The organism is Exiguobacterium sp. SH3S1 (assembly GCF_004337105.1).
In the GTDB taxonomy this organism is placed as follows: Bacteria; Bacillota; Bacilli; order Exiguobacteriales; family Exiguobacteriaceae; genus Exiguobacterium; species Exiguobacterium aurantiacum_A.
This window is the reverse complement of sequence record NZ_SJUW01000006.1, coordinates 169,102-183,753: the sequence shown is the minus strand read 5'-3', so window position 1 is coordinate 183,753 and position 14,652 is coordinate 169,102. Positions and strand designations below refer to the sequence as shown.

Below are 14,652 nucleotides of genomic sequence, written 5' to 3'. Positions count from 1 at the left end.
AACCGTGAGTCCGGTCCAGGAACGTCAACGCTCGAACACTTGTAGCCAACTATGGCAAAATCGTCGAGGCGTCGATAATACGACGAGGCGGTCTCCCGACTCATCAAGCAACATCACTTTCAATAATTCACTTTCGGCACATACGTCAGAAGCAAACAGTAGACGGTCACGCTTGAACAGCTGGAACGACGTCATCGACGTAATCGCTGTCGTCGCACCGACCTGGTCGACGATAACCGTATCATAATCGCCGCCGTAAGGAATCGTCCATCGTTCACCCGCTTCGACATGCTCGACCATGAATTGCTGATTCAATTCATCGTAAAGCGTGACGAGGCCCGGGGCCGTGAATCGCTCAAAATCATAAATCGGATGATATGCTAACTCAATGATGGCGCCAAACTCCGGCGTCTCCTCATAGCGGCTATAGCGGAACGTGTGGTCGGTCATGTTTAACGCCACGATGTCAGATTCCGCCGAGTAGAGAAATAAATCGTCTCCTCGCCAATGACATAAATTGCTGAACCAATCGTCATGAAACGTTTTTGGGATTGGGTGACACTCCATCATGCCTTGCTTCAAATCAATGACTCCATACGTTTGCATGTCTCGGAACAGCGCGACGGCTTTTTTTCCATGTGGTTCAATATATAGTGCGCACGGTGCCGATTTCCACTCGAGTTCCCATCTGATTTGGAACGTCTCGTCGAAAAAGACAAATCCAGTTTGCGCCAAATACAACATCCATCCTCCACCGACGCGCTCTAACCATTCAACCGTCTGATGAAACTGATAGTCTGCTACTTGTTTGTACATTTGATCACTTCCTAGTTTCAGCTTAGCAACGACCGAACGGTTTTTCGATTTTGAATGTGTTCACACGACACATTCTCACTCGGTCCGTTTTTGCTGTATACTGGCTGTAGCAAACCTGAACTTAGAAAGGAGAAACCACATGCGCCCACTACAACTGTCTCCCGAGACGGCGGTCGAGCTTGCCAAAAAGTTGAACGTACCGCTTGAAGAACTCATGCATATGCCAAAACATATCCTCGTTCGGAAGATGATGGAGCTTGAAGCATCCAAGACCGAGCCGAACGAAGAAAAGGAGACGGAATGACGTCTCCTTTTTTTGTTACCCTTGTTTATTCTTCCGTTTTTTCGCGACGTACCAGAGTCCAAGGATGGCAAGCGCAGCCCCACCGGCGACGGCGTACTTGCTGTAATCCGGACGGCGTTCTGTCACGACGAGCGTCGACAGCGGCGCGACGGTGAGGTGCCGGTCTTCGACGAGGCGTGGCGCCGTCAAGTTGACGGTATGGTCCTCGACATGAACTTCGAACTTGCCTGCTGGCAGCTTCACGTCGACCGCGACTTCGAGTCCGTTATGGTAGACGAGGTGACGCTCGACATAACCTTCGACGTGACGATGAAGTTCGTAGGCGATTACCCCTTCTTCTTCGTCAAAGAAACGTAAATGCTTTCGAATCTGTTCGGTGTTCTCGAGACGGAACAGCGGATACTGTTTGCGTAAGTTGATCAAGCCTTTCACATATTCGACGCTCGGCGTCTCTTGCTCGGCCTGAGTCCAATCGAGGCGGTTGATGACCTCGCCCGATTTGAAACTGTTCTCATCCCCGTCTTTCGTGCGGAAAAACTCTTGACCGCTATGAAGGAACGGAATGCCTTGACTGAGCAGGACGATCGTCGTCGCAAGACGATGACGGCGGCGGCGCGTCGTCTCGTTGTCGTCAGGACTAGCGGCGGCAAGTTTGTCCCAAAGCGTCAAGTTGTCATGGCATTCGACGTAGTTGACGACTTGGTTCGGCTCATCGGCGAAGCTTTGACTCGTGACCGCACCGGCGATCCCGCGCTTCACGTCAGCCGTCACATCAAGATTGCCGCTGATCCAGCCCGGCAAGTCTTCGATGAACACGTCACCACGGATTCCGTCCCGGATTGCATCGTTGAACTGGGCGATACGTGGCATTTTATGGGCGTTGTGTTGGTTTGCCTTCTTACGAACTGCCAGTGGTGTATCGAGATCCCAGCCTTCTCCGGTGACGAGGATCGAGGGATCGATCCGGTCGAGTGCTTTGCGGACTTGGTTCATCGTCTTGACGTCATGCAGCCCCATCAAATCAAAGCGGAAGCCGTCGATCATAAACTCTTTGGCCCAATACGAGACGCATTCGACGATCAGCTTGCGCATCATCGCCCGCTCTGACGCCGTATCGTTGCCGCACTCCGAGCCGTCGGCAAGCGTCCCGTCCTCGTTCAACCGATAGTAGTAGTCCGGCACGAACTGGCCGAGCGGTGTCGTCAAAGCGTCATACGTATGGTTGAACACGACGTCCATGATGACGCGGATCCCGCGGTCATGGAGCGCTTGAACCATCGCCTTCAATTCGAGGATACGGGCGGCCGGGTCATCCGCTGTCGAGGCGTACGAACCTTCGACCGCGAAATAATGGACCGGGTCATAGCCCCAGTTATAGTTCGACTCGCTTTCCCGCGACTCGTTGACCGAACCGTAGTCAAAGAACGGCATGAGTTGAAGGTGGGTCACGCCGAGCGCCGTGATGTAGTCGAGCGCTGTCGGGTATCCGTTTTTCGTCTTCGTGCCAGCCTCGGTCATCCCGAGGAATTTACCACGGTGCATGACACCGCCATCCGGGTGGCTCGTCAAATCTCTCACATGTGCTTCATAAATGACCGCTTCTTGCGAAGAGTGGAAGAGCGGACGTTCTTTGACCCAATGGTCCGGGTTGATTGAAGACGGGTCGAGCAGGCAGCCCCGCTTCCCGTTGACGCCGACGACTTTCGCATACGGATCGAGGGATTCGATGCGTTTGCCGTCAACGATTGCCTCGAACACGTAAAACTGACCTTCGAATTGCGCCCGGTCAAGCTCGACCATCCATGTCCCTTTTTCGGCCCGTTCGAGCTCGATGCGATCAAACTTACGCGCCCGCGCCGTACGATAAAGCTTCACTGTCATTTGCTCGGCTACCGGCGACCACACCCGCAGACGGATGAGTTCACTTTTAAACGTCACCCCAAGGTCTTTTCCATGGTATGCAACGTGATCCAAGTCTACATTTGTCTGTCTATCGATTGTATGTTCCATCGTTTCACTCCTTCACTGCTTCAAATCTGCTATCATTATAACAAAACCCATACAAAGGATGGATGAAACATGGCAAAAGACAATTCTTTTGATATCGTGTCAGAAATGAACCTCGAAGAAGTGAAAAACGCGATCCAAATCGCCGAAAAAGAAATTTTGAACCGTTACGACTTTAAAGGATCGAAGAGTGAGCTGTCACTCGATAACGGTGACCTCGTCCTCGTCTCAGATGACGATTACAAACTCGAACAGTTAAAAGACGTCATGATCTCGAAGTTGATCAAGCGCGGCGTGCCGACGAAAAACCTCGACTATCAAAAAATCGAACGCGCACTCGGCGGTACCGTCCGTCAACGTGTCAAGCTGAAGAGCGGGATCGATAAAGACGATGCCAAGAAGATCAACAACGCCATCAAAGAGTCGAAGTTGAAAGTGAAATCGCAAATTCAAGACGATCAAATTCGTGTGACGGCCAAATCACGTGACGACTTGCAAGCGGTCATGCAACTCGTCCGTGAGCTCGAGTTATCGGTCGATGCCCAGTTCACGAACTACCGATGAAACTCGCCATCATCAGTGACCCGCACGGTTCGTTTGATGATTTGAAAGCCGTCCTCAAGGCGGTCAGGCGCGAGACCGAGCACATCCTCTGCCTCGGCGACTTGTACGAGTGCCATATCGGTAAAAAGCGGCGCAACGAACGGTTTCATGACGTCTCCGACGTCATGACGTTTGACGAGCAGTACGAGACACTCCTGACATTCCCGAGCCTGCGTGGCAATCAAGAAGAACGGATTGACGAAGTGCTCATCGTGTCGCACCCTGTCAAGACCCGCATCTCATTATTGCCTGAACAGACGACGCTCGATGAGGCCTTGTTCTTGCACGGTCACCAAATCGAGTGGAGCGCCGACTGGGAGCCGATCGTCGAAAAAGGCAAGTACCCGCTCGTCTTCATCGGGCATAGTCATATTCCGGGCATCTACCGGAAAGGCCGCTCGATTCCCTGGGAAATCGGGACACCGTTCAAGTTGAAGAAGAAGCGCTACGTCATCAATGTCGGCGCCGTCATTTTCGACCGGGAATGGTGTCTATATGATACGAAGACGCGAACCGTCACGCGGATGAAGGCGTGACACGACAAAAGGGACCTTTCGCAGGTCCCTTTTGTCGTGCTTACATTTCTTCTGGAGCTTGGACACCGATCAAACGGAGTCCTTCCGTCAAGACGATCGTCACGGCTTTGACGAGCGCGAGACGCGATTGTTTGCCCGCATCTTCTTCAAGCACACGGACGTGGCCGTAATACTTGTTGAACGCTTGCGCCAAATCGAGGACGTAACGGCTGATGATCGACGGCTCACGGCGCTCATGGGCACGCGTGATGACGTGTGGGAACGCGTTGAGCATCGTCACGACGCCCCACGTGTGGTCGTCGTCCGCACCTGCGAACGTTGAACCGTCGTAGTTGCCTTTACGGAGGAGCGAGTTCGCCCGTGCGTTCGTGTACTGCACGTAAGGTCCCGTCTCCCCTTCGAACTTGAGCATGCTATCGAGGTCGAACTCGATGTTGTTGATGCGCTCGTTCTTCAAATCGTGGAAGATGACGGCGCCGACTCCGACCATGCGAGCCACGTTCTCTGCGTTTGGAAGCTCAGGGTTCTTCTGTTCGATGTTCGCTTGCGCTTTCTCGATCGCTTCTTTCAATACTTCTTCAAGCAGGACGATGCGGCCTTTACGTGTCGACATCTTCTTCCCTTCTTGCAAGATCAAGCCGAACGGCACGTGGTGCATGCCGTCGACGAAGTCGTAACCGAGCTTGCGGAGTACCGAGAACAACTGTTTGAAGTGGAGTGCCTGCTCACCACCGACGACGTAGTTCGCTTGGACGAAGTTGTACGTCTCATGACGATAGACGGCCGCAGCCAAGTCGCGTGTCGCGTAAAGCGTCGCGCCGTCTTTCTTTGTGATCAGGCAAGGTGGCAAGTTCTCGTCTTCAAGCGAGACGACCATCGCCCCTTCACTCTCGACGAGCAGGTTCTTCTCTTCGAGCATGGCGACGATTCGGTCCATCTTGTCGTTGTAGAACGCTTCACCGTGTAAGCTGTCAAACTCGACACCGAGGAGATCGTATACTTTTTGGAACTCTTTGAGCGACTCGTCACGGAACCACGTCCACAGTTCGGTCGCTTCAACGTTACCGTCCTCGAGCTTTTTGAACCAAGCACGGCCCTCGTCTTCAAGCTCAGGCTGAGTTTTCACTTCTTCATGGAAGTGAACGTATAGCTTTAAGAGCTCAGCAATCGGATTTGCCCGGACCGCTTCCTCATCGCCCCACTTCTTATAAGCGACCATGAGTTTCCCGAATTGTGTACCCCAGTCGCCGAGGTGGTTGACACCGACGACGTTATAGCCGTTTTTGCGAGCGATCTGGTTGATGGCGTTACCGATGACCGTCGAGCGCAAGTGTCCCATCGAGAACGGTTTGGCGATGTTCGGTGACGAGAAGTCCGTGACAATCGTCTCGTTGCGTGTCGCATGCGTCGCGTAATCCGCTTGCTCGTCGAGAACCGTGTTAATGATTTCCTGCGAGACGACGTCACGGCTCAAGAAGACGTTCACATATGGACCGGCCGCTTCAACTTTTGTGAACAGTTCGTCGTTCAATTCACCAGCGATGTCAGTCGCAATCATGACCGGCGCTTTCCGGTACGCCTTGGCGAGTTGGAAGCATGGGAACGCGAGATCCCCGTGCGCCTCATGTTTTGGTTTTTCAATCAATGCCTCAATCTGGTCGAGCGTGAGTTCGTCACCGATGACACGTGACAGAGCCTCCGCATACTTGCGTTCATAACTCATGTAAATTTCCTCCTTCAAATCTAGTCATAAAAAAAACGCCCTTTGCACAGATGCAAAGAGACGGGTTGGCCCGCGGTACCACTCTTCTTGCCTGTTTTACACAGACCACTTTAACGGTGATAACGGGGGCCCCCCGGCTACGCCTACTCGCTTCGGATAGCATCTCAAAAGTGCGTTTCGCGATGTTTGTCAGCCTAGGCTCTCACCAATCCCTAGGTCGCTTTGTTGACTAAACGATCGTTACTCTCTTTTTCATCGACTTTCGTCTATGTGGTTGAAAAGCAACTTCATTATAGAGGATATTTGATGTAGACTCAATGCTAGAATTCAGCCATTATGATGAATAGGCAGGACTTGGGCGCAACCGTGCCGAATCTCCTACCATACATATGAGAAGACTTTTCCCACACAGGAGGGAACTATGAATCATTTTCGCAAAATGTCCGTCCTCGGTTGGAGCATTTGGAGTTTGATCGTTTTACTGACCATCACCTTGTTTACAACCGGTGTCCTTGATGTTCCGGCGATCGAGCCGCTTCCGTTCATCTTGATTGCGCTGCTCGTCATCATTTTCCAAATGGACTCGATTGAACGGAAAGGCGTCTATTTCACGTTTTCAGAAAGCATCGTCCTCATCATCTTTTTATTCTTTGATTTTGAGACGGCGCTCCTCGTCAACCAAATCGGACTCCTCGTCTTTCAGTTCGCCAACTTAAAACCGCGCGTCGCGCTCCGCCGCTTCCGGTTCACTTATCCTTGGAACGCGATCACGTCATTTTTAGAAATCGCCATCCCGGCAAGTGTTTACTTGGCACTCGGCGGTGAGACCGGTCTTGGCTTCTATTCGCAGGATTCGTTCGTTCCGCTCATCGGTCTGATCAGCGCCATCATTTTGAACACGGTCGTTCAAAAGTATCAAGTCGGCTGGTGGTTCCGCGTCGATATCCCGGTCCGTGATTTTCTGAATATCGCTTTTTACACGTACATCGTCAGTTTCGTCTTCATCCTTGCCGCGTCGTTCTTCCGTGAGACGAACTTGCTCGTCGTCAGTAGCATCGCGGCCGCCCTCACGTTCTTTATTAAGCGGTTGATGATCCAAAAAGGGCGCCAAGACGCGTTCAAGTCATTGATCGAACAGTACGATGAAGCGAAAGAGGCCGTCTCCCTGTCTCAAAGCGAGGCCCAGGCGATTGAAGTGTTCTTGAGTCAATGTGAGCGCCTCAACCAATATGATAAAGGGTTTGTCGAGTTCGTCCTGTTCGACCGAACGCTCTATTTCGATTTGTTGACGCGACAGCCGATCGACCGTCCGATCGTCTTCGACTTGATTGAAGCGCGCCATCCACACGCCAAGTCTGTCGATTATGAGATGCGCTTCGAATGGGACGCAGCGTTGTCAGAAGCGTTTCATGACGATTACCACAGCTTCATCTCGGTCCAGTCAGAAGAGATTGACGGGATCCGCACACGCATCGTCATGATCGGTGAACACGTCTATGGCTATCCGCCCATCATTCAAAACGAGATGATGAAACTGTTGAAGTCGTTCAACCGAACAATCAGCCGTTGCCACGAACGCGACCGCCTATACACGGAAAGCCGCACCGATAGCTTGACGCTGCTCGCCAACGCGCGCGCGTTCTACGAGTATGGGATTCAACAAATCTCGGACGGCTCGATGTACCCGATCTCAGTCGCGATGCTCGACATCGACTTCTTTAAAAAAATCAATGACACGCACGGTCACCAAGTCGGAGACAGCGTGCTCCAAGAGTTCGGACGGCGAATTCGGCAAGTGCTCCGGACCGATGACTTTGCGGCCCGTTACGGGGGCGAGGAGTTCATCTTGCTGCTCAATCATTGCGACGTCGACCAAGCCGTCGATATCGCCGAACGGATTCGACAGAAGATTGAAGATAAGCCGTTCCGTGTCGATGGGGTCGATATTCCCGTGACCGCCTCGATCGGCGTCGATACGATTCAAGCGTTCGGCGACAAACGGCTTGATGATACGATTCGTAACGCTGACCGGGCCCTTTACGTCGGCGGCAAGTACGCCGGTCGTAACCGCGTCGCCCATTATAATTTTTTGACGACATGACTTCCCCCCGCGTCCATTGGCGCAGGGGGATTTCTGTTGACAACCCGATTTGAAACAGGTACGTTAGAAAACGTGTCTAACAACTACATCATGACGACTTTTTATCAAGAGAGACGGAGGGACTGGCCCTTAGATGTCTCGGCAGCGGGTAACCCGTGCCAAATCCAGCGAGCGTTCTGCTCGAAAGATGAAAAGGGTGTCTCTTACAGAGAGCCTTTTTCGGAAGGCTCTCTTTTTCTATTCTATGAAATGAGGTGAATCGATTGGAACAACCAACAGCTAACAAATGGGCGCTCTTGCCCTTGCTCGTCTTCCTCGTCTTCTTTATCGGGGCAGGTATTTATTATGGTGACTTTTACAAGTTCCCGGTGCTGATCGCGGCGTTGATCGCTTTAATTGTCGCCGCGATGATGACGAAAGGAAGCGTCACACAGACCGTCGAACGTATCGCCCAAGGCGCCGGTAATCCAGGTATCTTGATCATGATATTCATCTTCCTGCTCGCTGGCGCGTTCTCGAACGTCGCCGGTGCAATCGGTGCGATTGACGCGACGGTCAATGCGGCGTTGACGTTCCTGCCGCCGTCACTCTTACTGAGCGGATTGTTCGTCATCGCTGCCTTCATCTCGATGGCGATGGGCACATCGACCGGTACGATTGCCGCGCTCGCCCCGATCGCGCTCGGCATCCATCAAGAGAGCGGGGTCAATATCGCGATCGCGGCCGCGGCCGTTGTCGGCGGGGCCATGTTCGGAGACAACTTGTCATTCATCTCAGATACGACAATCGCCGCCGTCCGGACACAGCGGACGAACATGCGTGACAAGTTCCGGACCAACTTTTGGATCGTGCTCCCGGCCGCAATCATCACGACCGTCCTGTTAGCCGTTCTCTCAAGTGGAGAATCGACGATTGAAGTGGCCGCGTTCGAATGGTACAAATTGATTCCGTATCTCGCCGTCATCGTCCTCGCCTTGACCGGACTGAACGTCATCCTCGTTTTGCTCGGCGGCATCGCGCTCGCTGGCATCATCGGACTGATTGACGGAAGCTTGGCCGTCACGTCTTACGTCACGGCGATGGCCGACGGTATGATGGGCATGGCCGAGATCTCGCTCTTGACGTTATTCATGGGCGGACTCGTCGGGCTCATCTCGCATAACGGTGGACTCACCTATTTACGAGACGCACTCACGTCACGGATTCAGCGCCGGGCTGGTGCGGAATGGAGCATCGCCGGGCTCGTCAGTGCGACGAACGTCGCGACGGCGAACAATACGATCTCGATTCTCGTAGCAGGCCCGCTTGCCGCGAATATCGCCGATACGTATGACATCGAACGGAAAAAGTCAGCGAGCGTACTCGACATCTTCTCGTGCGGGGTACAAGGACTTCTGCCTTACGGGGCGCAGCTCCTCATCGCCGCCGAGTTGACGAACACGGCGTCCCCCGCCCTCGTCCCGTATATGTTCTATCCGTTCCTCCTGTTCATTTGCGGAGGCTTGGCGATCGTCTTCAACTTCCCACGTTTCAAAAAAACCAACTAAGCAAAAATCCTCGAAGGCGGCCGCCTTCGAGGATTTTTATGTTCTTGCTTCACGTTTACGTTTGAGCTCTTCGTTCCGTTTTTTGAAAGCGCGCCGTTTGAGAAGTTCTTCGAGACCGCGACTGATCGCCCACAATACGAGCAAGAGCAGGCCGAGCATCGATAAGCGGAACGGGCTTTGGATGAACTCTTGCCACTGATCACCGATGACCGAGAAGATGATGACGACGAGCAGTTTCCCGAATCCGGCCGCCAATACGAACGTTCGGAGCGGCATTTGAATCAAGGCGAGTAAGTACGTGATCAAACTGACCGGGATGAACGGCAACGAATATAAGAATCCGAGCGAGATTGGACTCATATGGTTGATGCGATCGAGCCAATAGACACCCTGTTTATGTTTTTCGAGCCAACGCGTCATCGGTTTGCGGAACACGTATCGGACGGCGGCGAACACGAGGAGCGTCCCTGCCAAACTGCCGATCCATGACAAGAGAACACCAAGCCAGAAGCCATACGTGGCAGCGTTCGCCGAGATGATCAAGACGAGCGGGAGAAACGGGAAAATCGCTTCTAGGAACGGGGCTCCGAGTCCAGCCCAAGGACCTCCCGGCAGTCCTTGGAGCCATTCGATGATGTTCAATATATATTGTTGTAGTGATGTGAGCATCTCAGTTTCCACCTTCGGCTTTCGTTACTACCTTTTACCCGAATTCGTTCAAGAGGACGCATCCCCCTGCCCTCCTCAAAAAAAAATAAAAAGTATTTGCGAAATTTCACTGTGATATCTATCATATAATAATGGACTTGTGGTTGCAGGCAAGTTCATTCGTCGAACGACACAACCCAACGTTCGTTTTCCTGCAAAAAACTGAACACAGGGGAGCAATAACATGGAAACAAAACCAATGCGGGTCTTACTGTACTATAAGTACGTCAACATCGAGGACCCAGAAACACTGACACAACAACACCTCAAGTATTGTAAGGACCTCGGGATCAAAGGACGTATCTTGATTTCTTCCGAAGGAATCAACGGGACGTGCTCGGGCACTTGGGAACAAACCGAACAGTACATGAACGACTTGAAAGCCGATCCATACTTCAGCGACATCGAGTTCAAAATCGATGAAGTCGAAGAGCATGCTTTCAAGAAAATCTTTGTCCGTCACAAACAAGAGCTCGTGACGTGGCGCTTTGATGGCGAGTTCGACGTGCCTAAACAACACGGTGCGTATCTCGAACCGGAAGAATGGAAAGAGATGATGAATCGCGATGATGTCGTCATCCTCGACGTTCGTAACAACTACGAGTACGATCTTGGTCACTTCAAAAATGCGATCAAAATCGACGTAGAGGCTTCTCGTTACATGCCAGACTGGCTCGAGGAGAACAAAGACCTCTACGAAGGGAAAACACTTCTCACGTACTGTACCGGAGGCGTCCGTTGCGAGAAATTTACCGCATATATGCGTGACCAAGGTCACGACAACATCTTCCACTTAAAAGGCGGCGTCGCCATGTACGGCAAGGACGAAGCGACGCAAGGTGAAAACTGGGACGGCGAGCTTTACGTCTTTGACGAGCGCATCAACGTCCCGGTCAACACGGTCAATCCGTCAGTCGTTTCAGCGTGTATGCACTGCGGAACGAAGACGACCCGTTACGTTAATTGTGCCAACCCGGAGTGCAATAAACAACACTTCTGTTGTGAAGAGTGTGAGCCGAAACAGATGCGTTCATGCTCGAAAGAGTGTCAGGAGCATCCACGCAACCGCTTTATCATCGAGAACATCGCGGAAAAACTTCAAGAGACTGAAGGCGTCGTCGGGTAACAAAAATCGACCGAATAGCGTCGCGGGCATTTGCCCGCGACGCTATTTTTGACAGAAACTTTACGTCTAGCGCGGCATGGAATCGGGTATAGTGTAGATACTATTGTCAGACAGGAAGTGACTGAATTGCTCTTTAACGAACCGTTACTCGCCGCAATACTGGCCTGGTTTATCGCACAGGCGGCCAAACTTGTGACCGAACTCATTCGAACACGTGACTTTGAACTTGAAATTATGTTCGCCTCAGGCGGAATGCCAAGTTCCCATACCTCGACCGTCGTCGCGCTCGCGACCGCGATTGGCCGGGCTGAAGGCCTCGACTCGAGCATGTTCGCCCTCGCGCTCACGTTTGCGACGATCGTCATGTACGACGCGACCGGCGTCCGTCAAGCCGTCGGTTTCCAAGCCCGTCTATTGAACGACTATTTTAAAGGGATCAAGCACGACACACCGATCTTGAACGAACTCGTCGGCCATACACCGTACCAAGTCATCGTCGGCGCATTGCTCGGCCTCGTCGTCGGACTATTTTTCCCCATGTAAACGATACACACGTTCAGGCATGTCGTTCCCCTCTCAAAAACTGTCCATCTTTTTGTGAACTTTCACAACAGAGACGGTATAGTGATAGAGAGGAGGAATCGACATGCCTTTTTTACAGAAATCATATGAATCGCTCGACACACTCGCCGAAGCGATCGGGCAAGCGATCCGTGCACCGATCACGATCGAAAATCGCCACCATCAGCTACTCGCCTATAGCACGCATCCCGACTCGACCGACCCGGCCCGGATCGCGACCATCATCGGCCGCCGTGTCCCGGAAGCCGTCATCGAAGATTTGTGGGAAAGCGGTATCCTGCAAGAGCTGATCGACCGAGACGAGCCTGTCGTCATCCCGGCCCGGATGGCCATCGGTCTCAGCGAGCGCGCCGCCGTCGTCATCAAGCAGCAAGAAGACGTGCTCGGCTACATTTGGAGCCTGGCCCGGACGACCCCGTTCTCCGAGCAGGAACTCACCGTCTTGAAGGACGGGGCAAATATCGCCAAGAAACTGCTCATGACGATCGCCATGCACGAACGTCGCATCGATGCCGAACTCGAGCGTTTCTTTTTAGAAGTGCTCGCTTCGCCATACCTCGCTCCCGCACATCGGGAACGCTTGAACGAACTTGCCCCAATCGCCGTCGCGAATCGCCTGACGATCATCGACTGCTTGCAGCCGATCACTCCGCAATTCGCTGAGCGGTTATTTTATGCGCTTGCGACACAAGAAGCGATCGAGGTCGTCCTTCACGCCATCGACGGCCAACAGCTGCTCGTCTGGCACTATATGAAGTCCGAGCTATCTGAAGAAGAGGCCGCCCTCCTCCAGTGGGCCGACCGCTTCGAGACCCAGCTTCAAGACAAGTTCACTGACGCCGAACCTCGCCTCGGGATTAGCCGTCGTTTCTTCGAGAGCGATACGCTCTATGCCGCGACCGAGGAAGCGAGACGGGTCACATCGCTACGCCGGAAGTTCCCGTTCGAGCTCGCTAGTGCCCGGGCGTTCGAGCAGATCGGCATCTATCAACTCGTCCCCGATTTGTCCCGACGGATCGGCCTGCGCCTCGAGACGCACCCGACGATCGAACGGTTGCAGGCGTATGACCAAGTCCACCACACCGAACTCGTGACGACGCTTGAATGGTATTTCTATTTTGACGGGAACGTCAAACGAGTCGCCGCCCACCTCCATATCCATCCGAACACGGTCTTGTATCGGATTCGACGGATCGAAGAACTGACGAGCATCACCCAAGTCTCGCTCCCGGAACGGGCTGCTATTTATTTAGCGATCAAGGCCGGACAATATCGTCAAGACGACTGACCCCCACTTTGTGAAAAATCACAAAGTGGGGGTTGCCGTTTTTAGAATCCATGCTAAAGACAGCGATTTCACTTGGGTCTATACTAGAGGTGTGAACAGATTGTGTCAGCAGATAGAAAGGGGAACTACACATGAAAATCGGGGTATTGAAAGAGATTAAAAATAACGAAAACCGCGTCGCGTTGACGCCGATGGGTGCATCCGTCTTGACGGAACTCGGACACGAGGTGCTCGTCGAGACGGGGGCCGGTATCGGGAGCGGCTTCACGAATATGGAGTACATCGACGCTGGGGCAAGCATCGTCGATTCAGCACAGGACGTTTGGGGAGACGTTGAACTCGCCTTGAAAGTAAAAGAACCACAGCCGTCAGAGTATCAATATTTCCGTCCAGACCTCACGCTCTTCACGTATTTACATTTAGCGGCCGAACCTGAACTCACGAAAGCGCTCGTCAATTCAGGCATGACCGCCATCGCCTACGAGACGGTCGAAGTCGACCGTACGCTTCCGCTGCTCACACCGATGAGCGAAGTCGCAGGACGGATGGCTGCTCAAATCGGGGCGCAAATTTTAGAAAAACCGCATGGCGGCAAAGGGATCCTCTTGGCAGGTCTTCCCGGGGTGCCTCGTGCGAACGTCACCGTCATCGGGGGCGGTGTCGTCGGAATGAACGCGGCCCGCATCGCCATCGGTCTCGGAGCCAACGTGACCATCATGGACATCAGTCCGGCTCGTCTCCGCCAAATCGACGACCAGTTCGGGAACACGATCAACACGCTCATCTCGAACCGCTATAATATCGCGAAGCAAGTCGCCGAGAGCGACCTCGTCATCGGTGCCGTCCTCATCCCGGGCGCGAAAGCACCTAAACTCGTCACGAAAGAGATGGTGCAACAAATGTCACCGGGGTCAGTCATCGTTGATGTCGCCATCGACCAAGGCGGGATCTGTGAGACGATCGATCATATTACGACGCATGACGCGCCGACGTACGAACGCTACGGTGTGCAGCACTATGCCGTCGCCAACATGCCAGGGGCGGTCCCGCGCACGTCGACGCTCGGTTTGACGAACGCGACGATGCCTTATATCGTCGAGTGCGCTCAAAAAGGAATCTTCCCGGCGCTTCGCGAAAATGCAGCGCTCCTCAAAGGGTTGAACGTCATCGACGGTACGGTCACATACGAAGCCGTCGCCCGTGACCTCGGCTACACGTTCGTACCAGCCTCTGAAGCCGTCACGAAGCAGCTCCACGCGTAATCGAACACATCCGAAATATGCGGACAGAAAGACGCCCGAACGGAAAATC

The 14,652-nt window shown here is 53.1% G+C and carries 13 protein-coding genes, 1 riboswitch and 1 other annotated feature; of the genes, 9 read left to right on the top strand and 4 right to left on the bottom strand.

What is annotated here, in order from left to right; translation table 11 throughout:
- Positions 1 to 24: 24 nt before the first annotated feature.
- Complete coding sequence (locus EVJ26_RS08850; protein WP_131470272.1) at positions 25 to 816, bottom strand: hypothetical protein; 792 nt, start codon at positions 814 to 816, stop codon at positions 25 to 27.
- A 139-nt stretch (positions 817 to 955) separates the two neighbouring features.
- On the opposite strand from EVJ26_RS08850, the gene EVJ26_RS08845 reads away from it, so the two are divergent.
- Positions 956 to 1,120 carry a YycC family protein gene (locus tag EVJ26_RS08845; protein WP_016509685.1) on the top strand — a complete coding sequence of 55 codons (165 nt, stop codon included), beginning with the start codon at positions 956 to 958 and terminating at the stop codon, positions 1,118 to 1,120.
- Between the two features lie 15 nt (positions 1,121 to 1,135).
- Here the strand turns inward: EVJ26_RS08845 and pulA are convergent, their stop codons facing one another.
- Complete coding sequence (pulA, locus tag EVJ26_RS08840; protein ID WP_131470271.1) at positions 1,136 to 3,130, bottom strand: type I pullulanase; 1,995 nt, start codon at positions 3,128 to 3,130, stop codon at positions 1,136 to 1,138.
- A gap of 69 nt (positions 3,131 to 3,199) precedes the next feature.
- Between pulA and EVJ26_RS08835 the strand changes: the two genes are divergently transcribed.
- Both EVJ26_RS08835 and EVJ26_RS08830 read left to right on the top strand, forming a co-directional pair.
- Positions 3,200 to 3,691 carry a YajQ family cyclic di-GMP-binding protein gene (locus EVJ26_RS08835; RefSeq protein WP_131470270.1) on the top strand — a complete coding sequence of 164 codons (492 nt, stop codon included), beginning with the start codon at positions 3,200 to 3,202 and terminating at the stop codon, positions 3,689 to 3,691.
- Entirely contained in the window at positions 3,688 to 4,266 is a 579-nt protein-coding gene (locus EVJ26_RS08830; protein ID WP_131470269.1) for a metallophosphoesterase family protein, read from the top strand. Before EVJ26_RS08835 ends, EVJ26_RS08830 begins: the two co-directional genes overlap by 4 nt.
- Before the next feature lie 40 nt (positions 4,267 to 4,306).
- Here EVJ26_RS08830 and argS read toward each other — a convergent pair whose 3' ends face one another.
- Complete coding sequence (gene argS / locus EVJ26_RS08825) at positions 4,307 to 5,989, bottom strand: arginine--tRNA ligase (protein WP_131458567.1); 1,683 nt, start codon at positions 5,987 to 5,989, stop codon at positions 4,307 to 4,309.
- 53 nt (positions 5,990 to 6,042) lie between these two features.
- Positions 6,043 to 6,254: a binding site (T-box leader), on the bottom strand.
- A gap of 156 nt (positions 6,255 to 6,410) precedes the next feature.
- Between argS and EVJ26_RS08820 the strand changes: the two genes are divergently transcribed.
- Positions 6,411 to 8,090 carry a GGDEF domain-containing protein gene (locus EVJ26_RS08820; RefSeq protein ID WP_236634028.1) on the top strand — a complete coding sequence of 560 codons (1,680 nt, stop codon included), beginning with the start codon at positions 6,411 to 6,413 and terminating at the stop codon, positions 8,088 to 8,090.
- A 98-nt stretch (positions 8,091 to 8,188) separates the two neighbouring features.
- A riboswitch (SAM riboswitch) is annotated at positions 8,189 to 8,284 on the top strand.
- Between the two features lie 69 nt (positions 8,285 to 8,353).
- Positions 8,354 to 9,637: a Na+/H+ antiporter NhaC family protein gene (locus EVJ26_RS08815; protein WP_131458566.1), complete on the top strand. Its 1,284-nt coding sequence runs from the start codon at positions 8,354 to 8,356 to the stop codon at positions 9,635 to 9,637.
- 36 nt (positions 9,638 to 9,673) lie between these two features.
- Here EVJ26_RS08815 and EVJ26_RS08810 read toward each other — a convergent pair whose 3' ends face one another.
- Positions 9,674 to 10,306 (bottom strand): TVP38/TMEM64 family protein, encoded by a 633-nt coding sequence (locus EVJ26_RS08810; protein ID WP_070329195.1) that lies wholly within the window; start codon positions 10,304 to 10,306, stop codon positions 9,674 to 9,676.
- A 223-nt stretch (positions 10,307 to 10,529) separates the two neighbouring features.
- On the opposite strand from EVJ26_RS08810, the gene trhO reads away from it, so the two are divergent.
- The 4 genes from trhO to ald all read left to right on the top strand — a co-directional run bounded on the left by trhO (position 10,530) and on the right by ald (position 14,603).
- Positions 10,530 to 11,471 carry an oxygen-dependent tRNA uridine(34) hydroxylase TrhO gene (gene trhO, locus EVJ26_RS08805; protein ID WP_131458565.1) on the top strand — a complete coding sequence of 314 codons (942 nt, stop codon included), beginning with the start codon at positions 10,530 to 10,532 and terminating at the stop codon, positions 11,469 to 11,471.
- A 117-nt stretch (positions 11,472 to 11,588) separates the two neighbouring features.
- Complete coding sequence (locus EVJ26_RS08800) at positions 11,589 to 12,014, top strand: divergent PAP2 family protein (RefSeq protein ID WP_070329193.1); 426 nt, start codon at positions 11,589 to 11,591, stop codon at positions 12,012 to 12,014.
- Positions 12,015 to 12,117: 103 nt separating this feature from the next.
- Positions 12,118 to 13,341, top strand: a complete 1,224-nt coding sequence (locus EVJ26_RS08795) for a PucR family transcriptional regulator (protein ID WP_131469042.1) — start codon at positions 12,118 to 12,120, stop codon at positions 13,339 to 13,341.
- 131 nt (positions 13,342 to 13,472) lie between these two features.
- Positions 13,473 to 14,603, top strand: coding sequence for an alanine dehydrogenase (ald, locus tag EVJ26_RS08790; protein ID WP_131470268.1), 1,131 nt, complete (start codon positions 13,473 to 13,475; stop codon positions 14,601 to 14,603).
- Positions 14,604 to 14,652: the final 49 nt, after the last annotated feature.

Bases quoted from the DNA above. Each gene is read 5' to 3' on its own strand.
- pulA (WP_131470271.1), bottom strand. From the start codon at position 3,130: ATGGAACATACAATCGATAGACAGACAAATGTAGACTTGGATCACGTT.
- ald (WP_131470268.1), top strand. From the start codon at position 13,473: ATGAAAATCGGGGTATTGAAAGAGATTAAAAATAACGAAAACCGCGTC.
- EVJ26_RS08810 (WP_070329195.1), bottom strand. From the start codon at position 10,306: ATGCTCACATCACTACAACAATATATATTGAACATCATCGAATGGCTC.
- EVJ26_RS08845 (WP_016509685.1), top strand. From the start codon at position 956: ATGCGCCCACTACAACTGTCTCCCGAGACGGCGGTCGAGCTTGCCAAA.
- argS (WP_131458567.1), bottom strand. From the start codon at position 5,989: ATGAGTTATGAACGCAAGTATGCGGAGGCTCTGTCACGTGTCATCGGT.
- EVJ26_RS08820 (WP_236634028.1), top strand. From the start codon at position 6,411: ATGAATCATTTTCGCAAAATGTCCGTCCTCGGTTGGAGCATTTGGAGT.
- EVJ26_RS08835 (WP_131470270.1), top strand. From the start codon at position 3,200: ATGGCAAAAGACAATTCTTTTGATATCGTGTCAGAAATGAACCTCGAA.
- EVJ26_RS08850 (WP_131470272.1), bottom strand. From the start codon at position 816: ATGTACAAACAAGTAGCAGACTATCAGTTTCATCAGACGGTTGAATGG.
- trhO (WP_131458565.1), top strand. From the start codon at position 10,530: ATGGAAACAAAACCAATGCGGGTCTTACTGTACTATAAGTACGTCAAC.
- EVJ26_RS08830 (WP_131470269.1), top strand. From the start codon at position 3,688: ATGAAACTCGCCATCATCAGTGACCCGCACGGTTCGTTTGATGATTTG.
- EVJ26_RS08795 (WP_131469042.1), top strand. From the start codon at position 12,118: ATGCCTTTTTTACAGAAATCATATGAATCGCTCGACACACTCGCCGAA.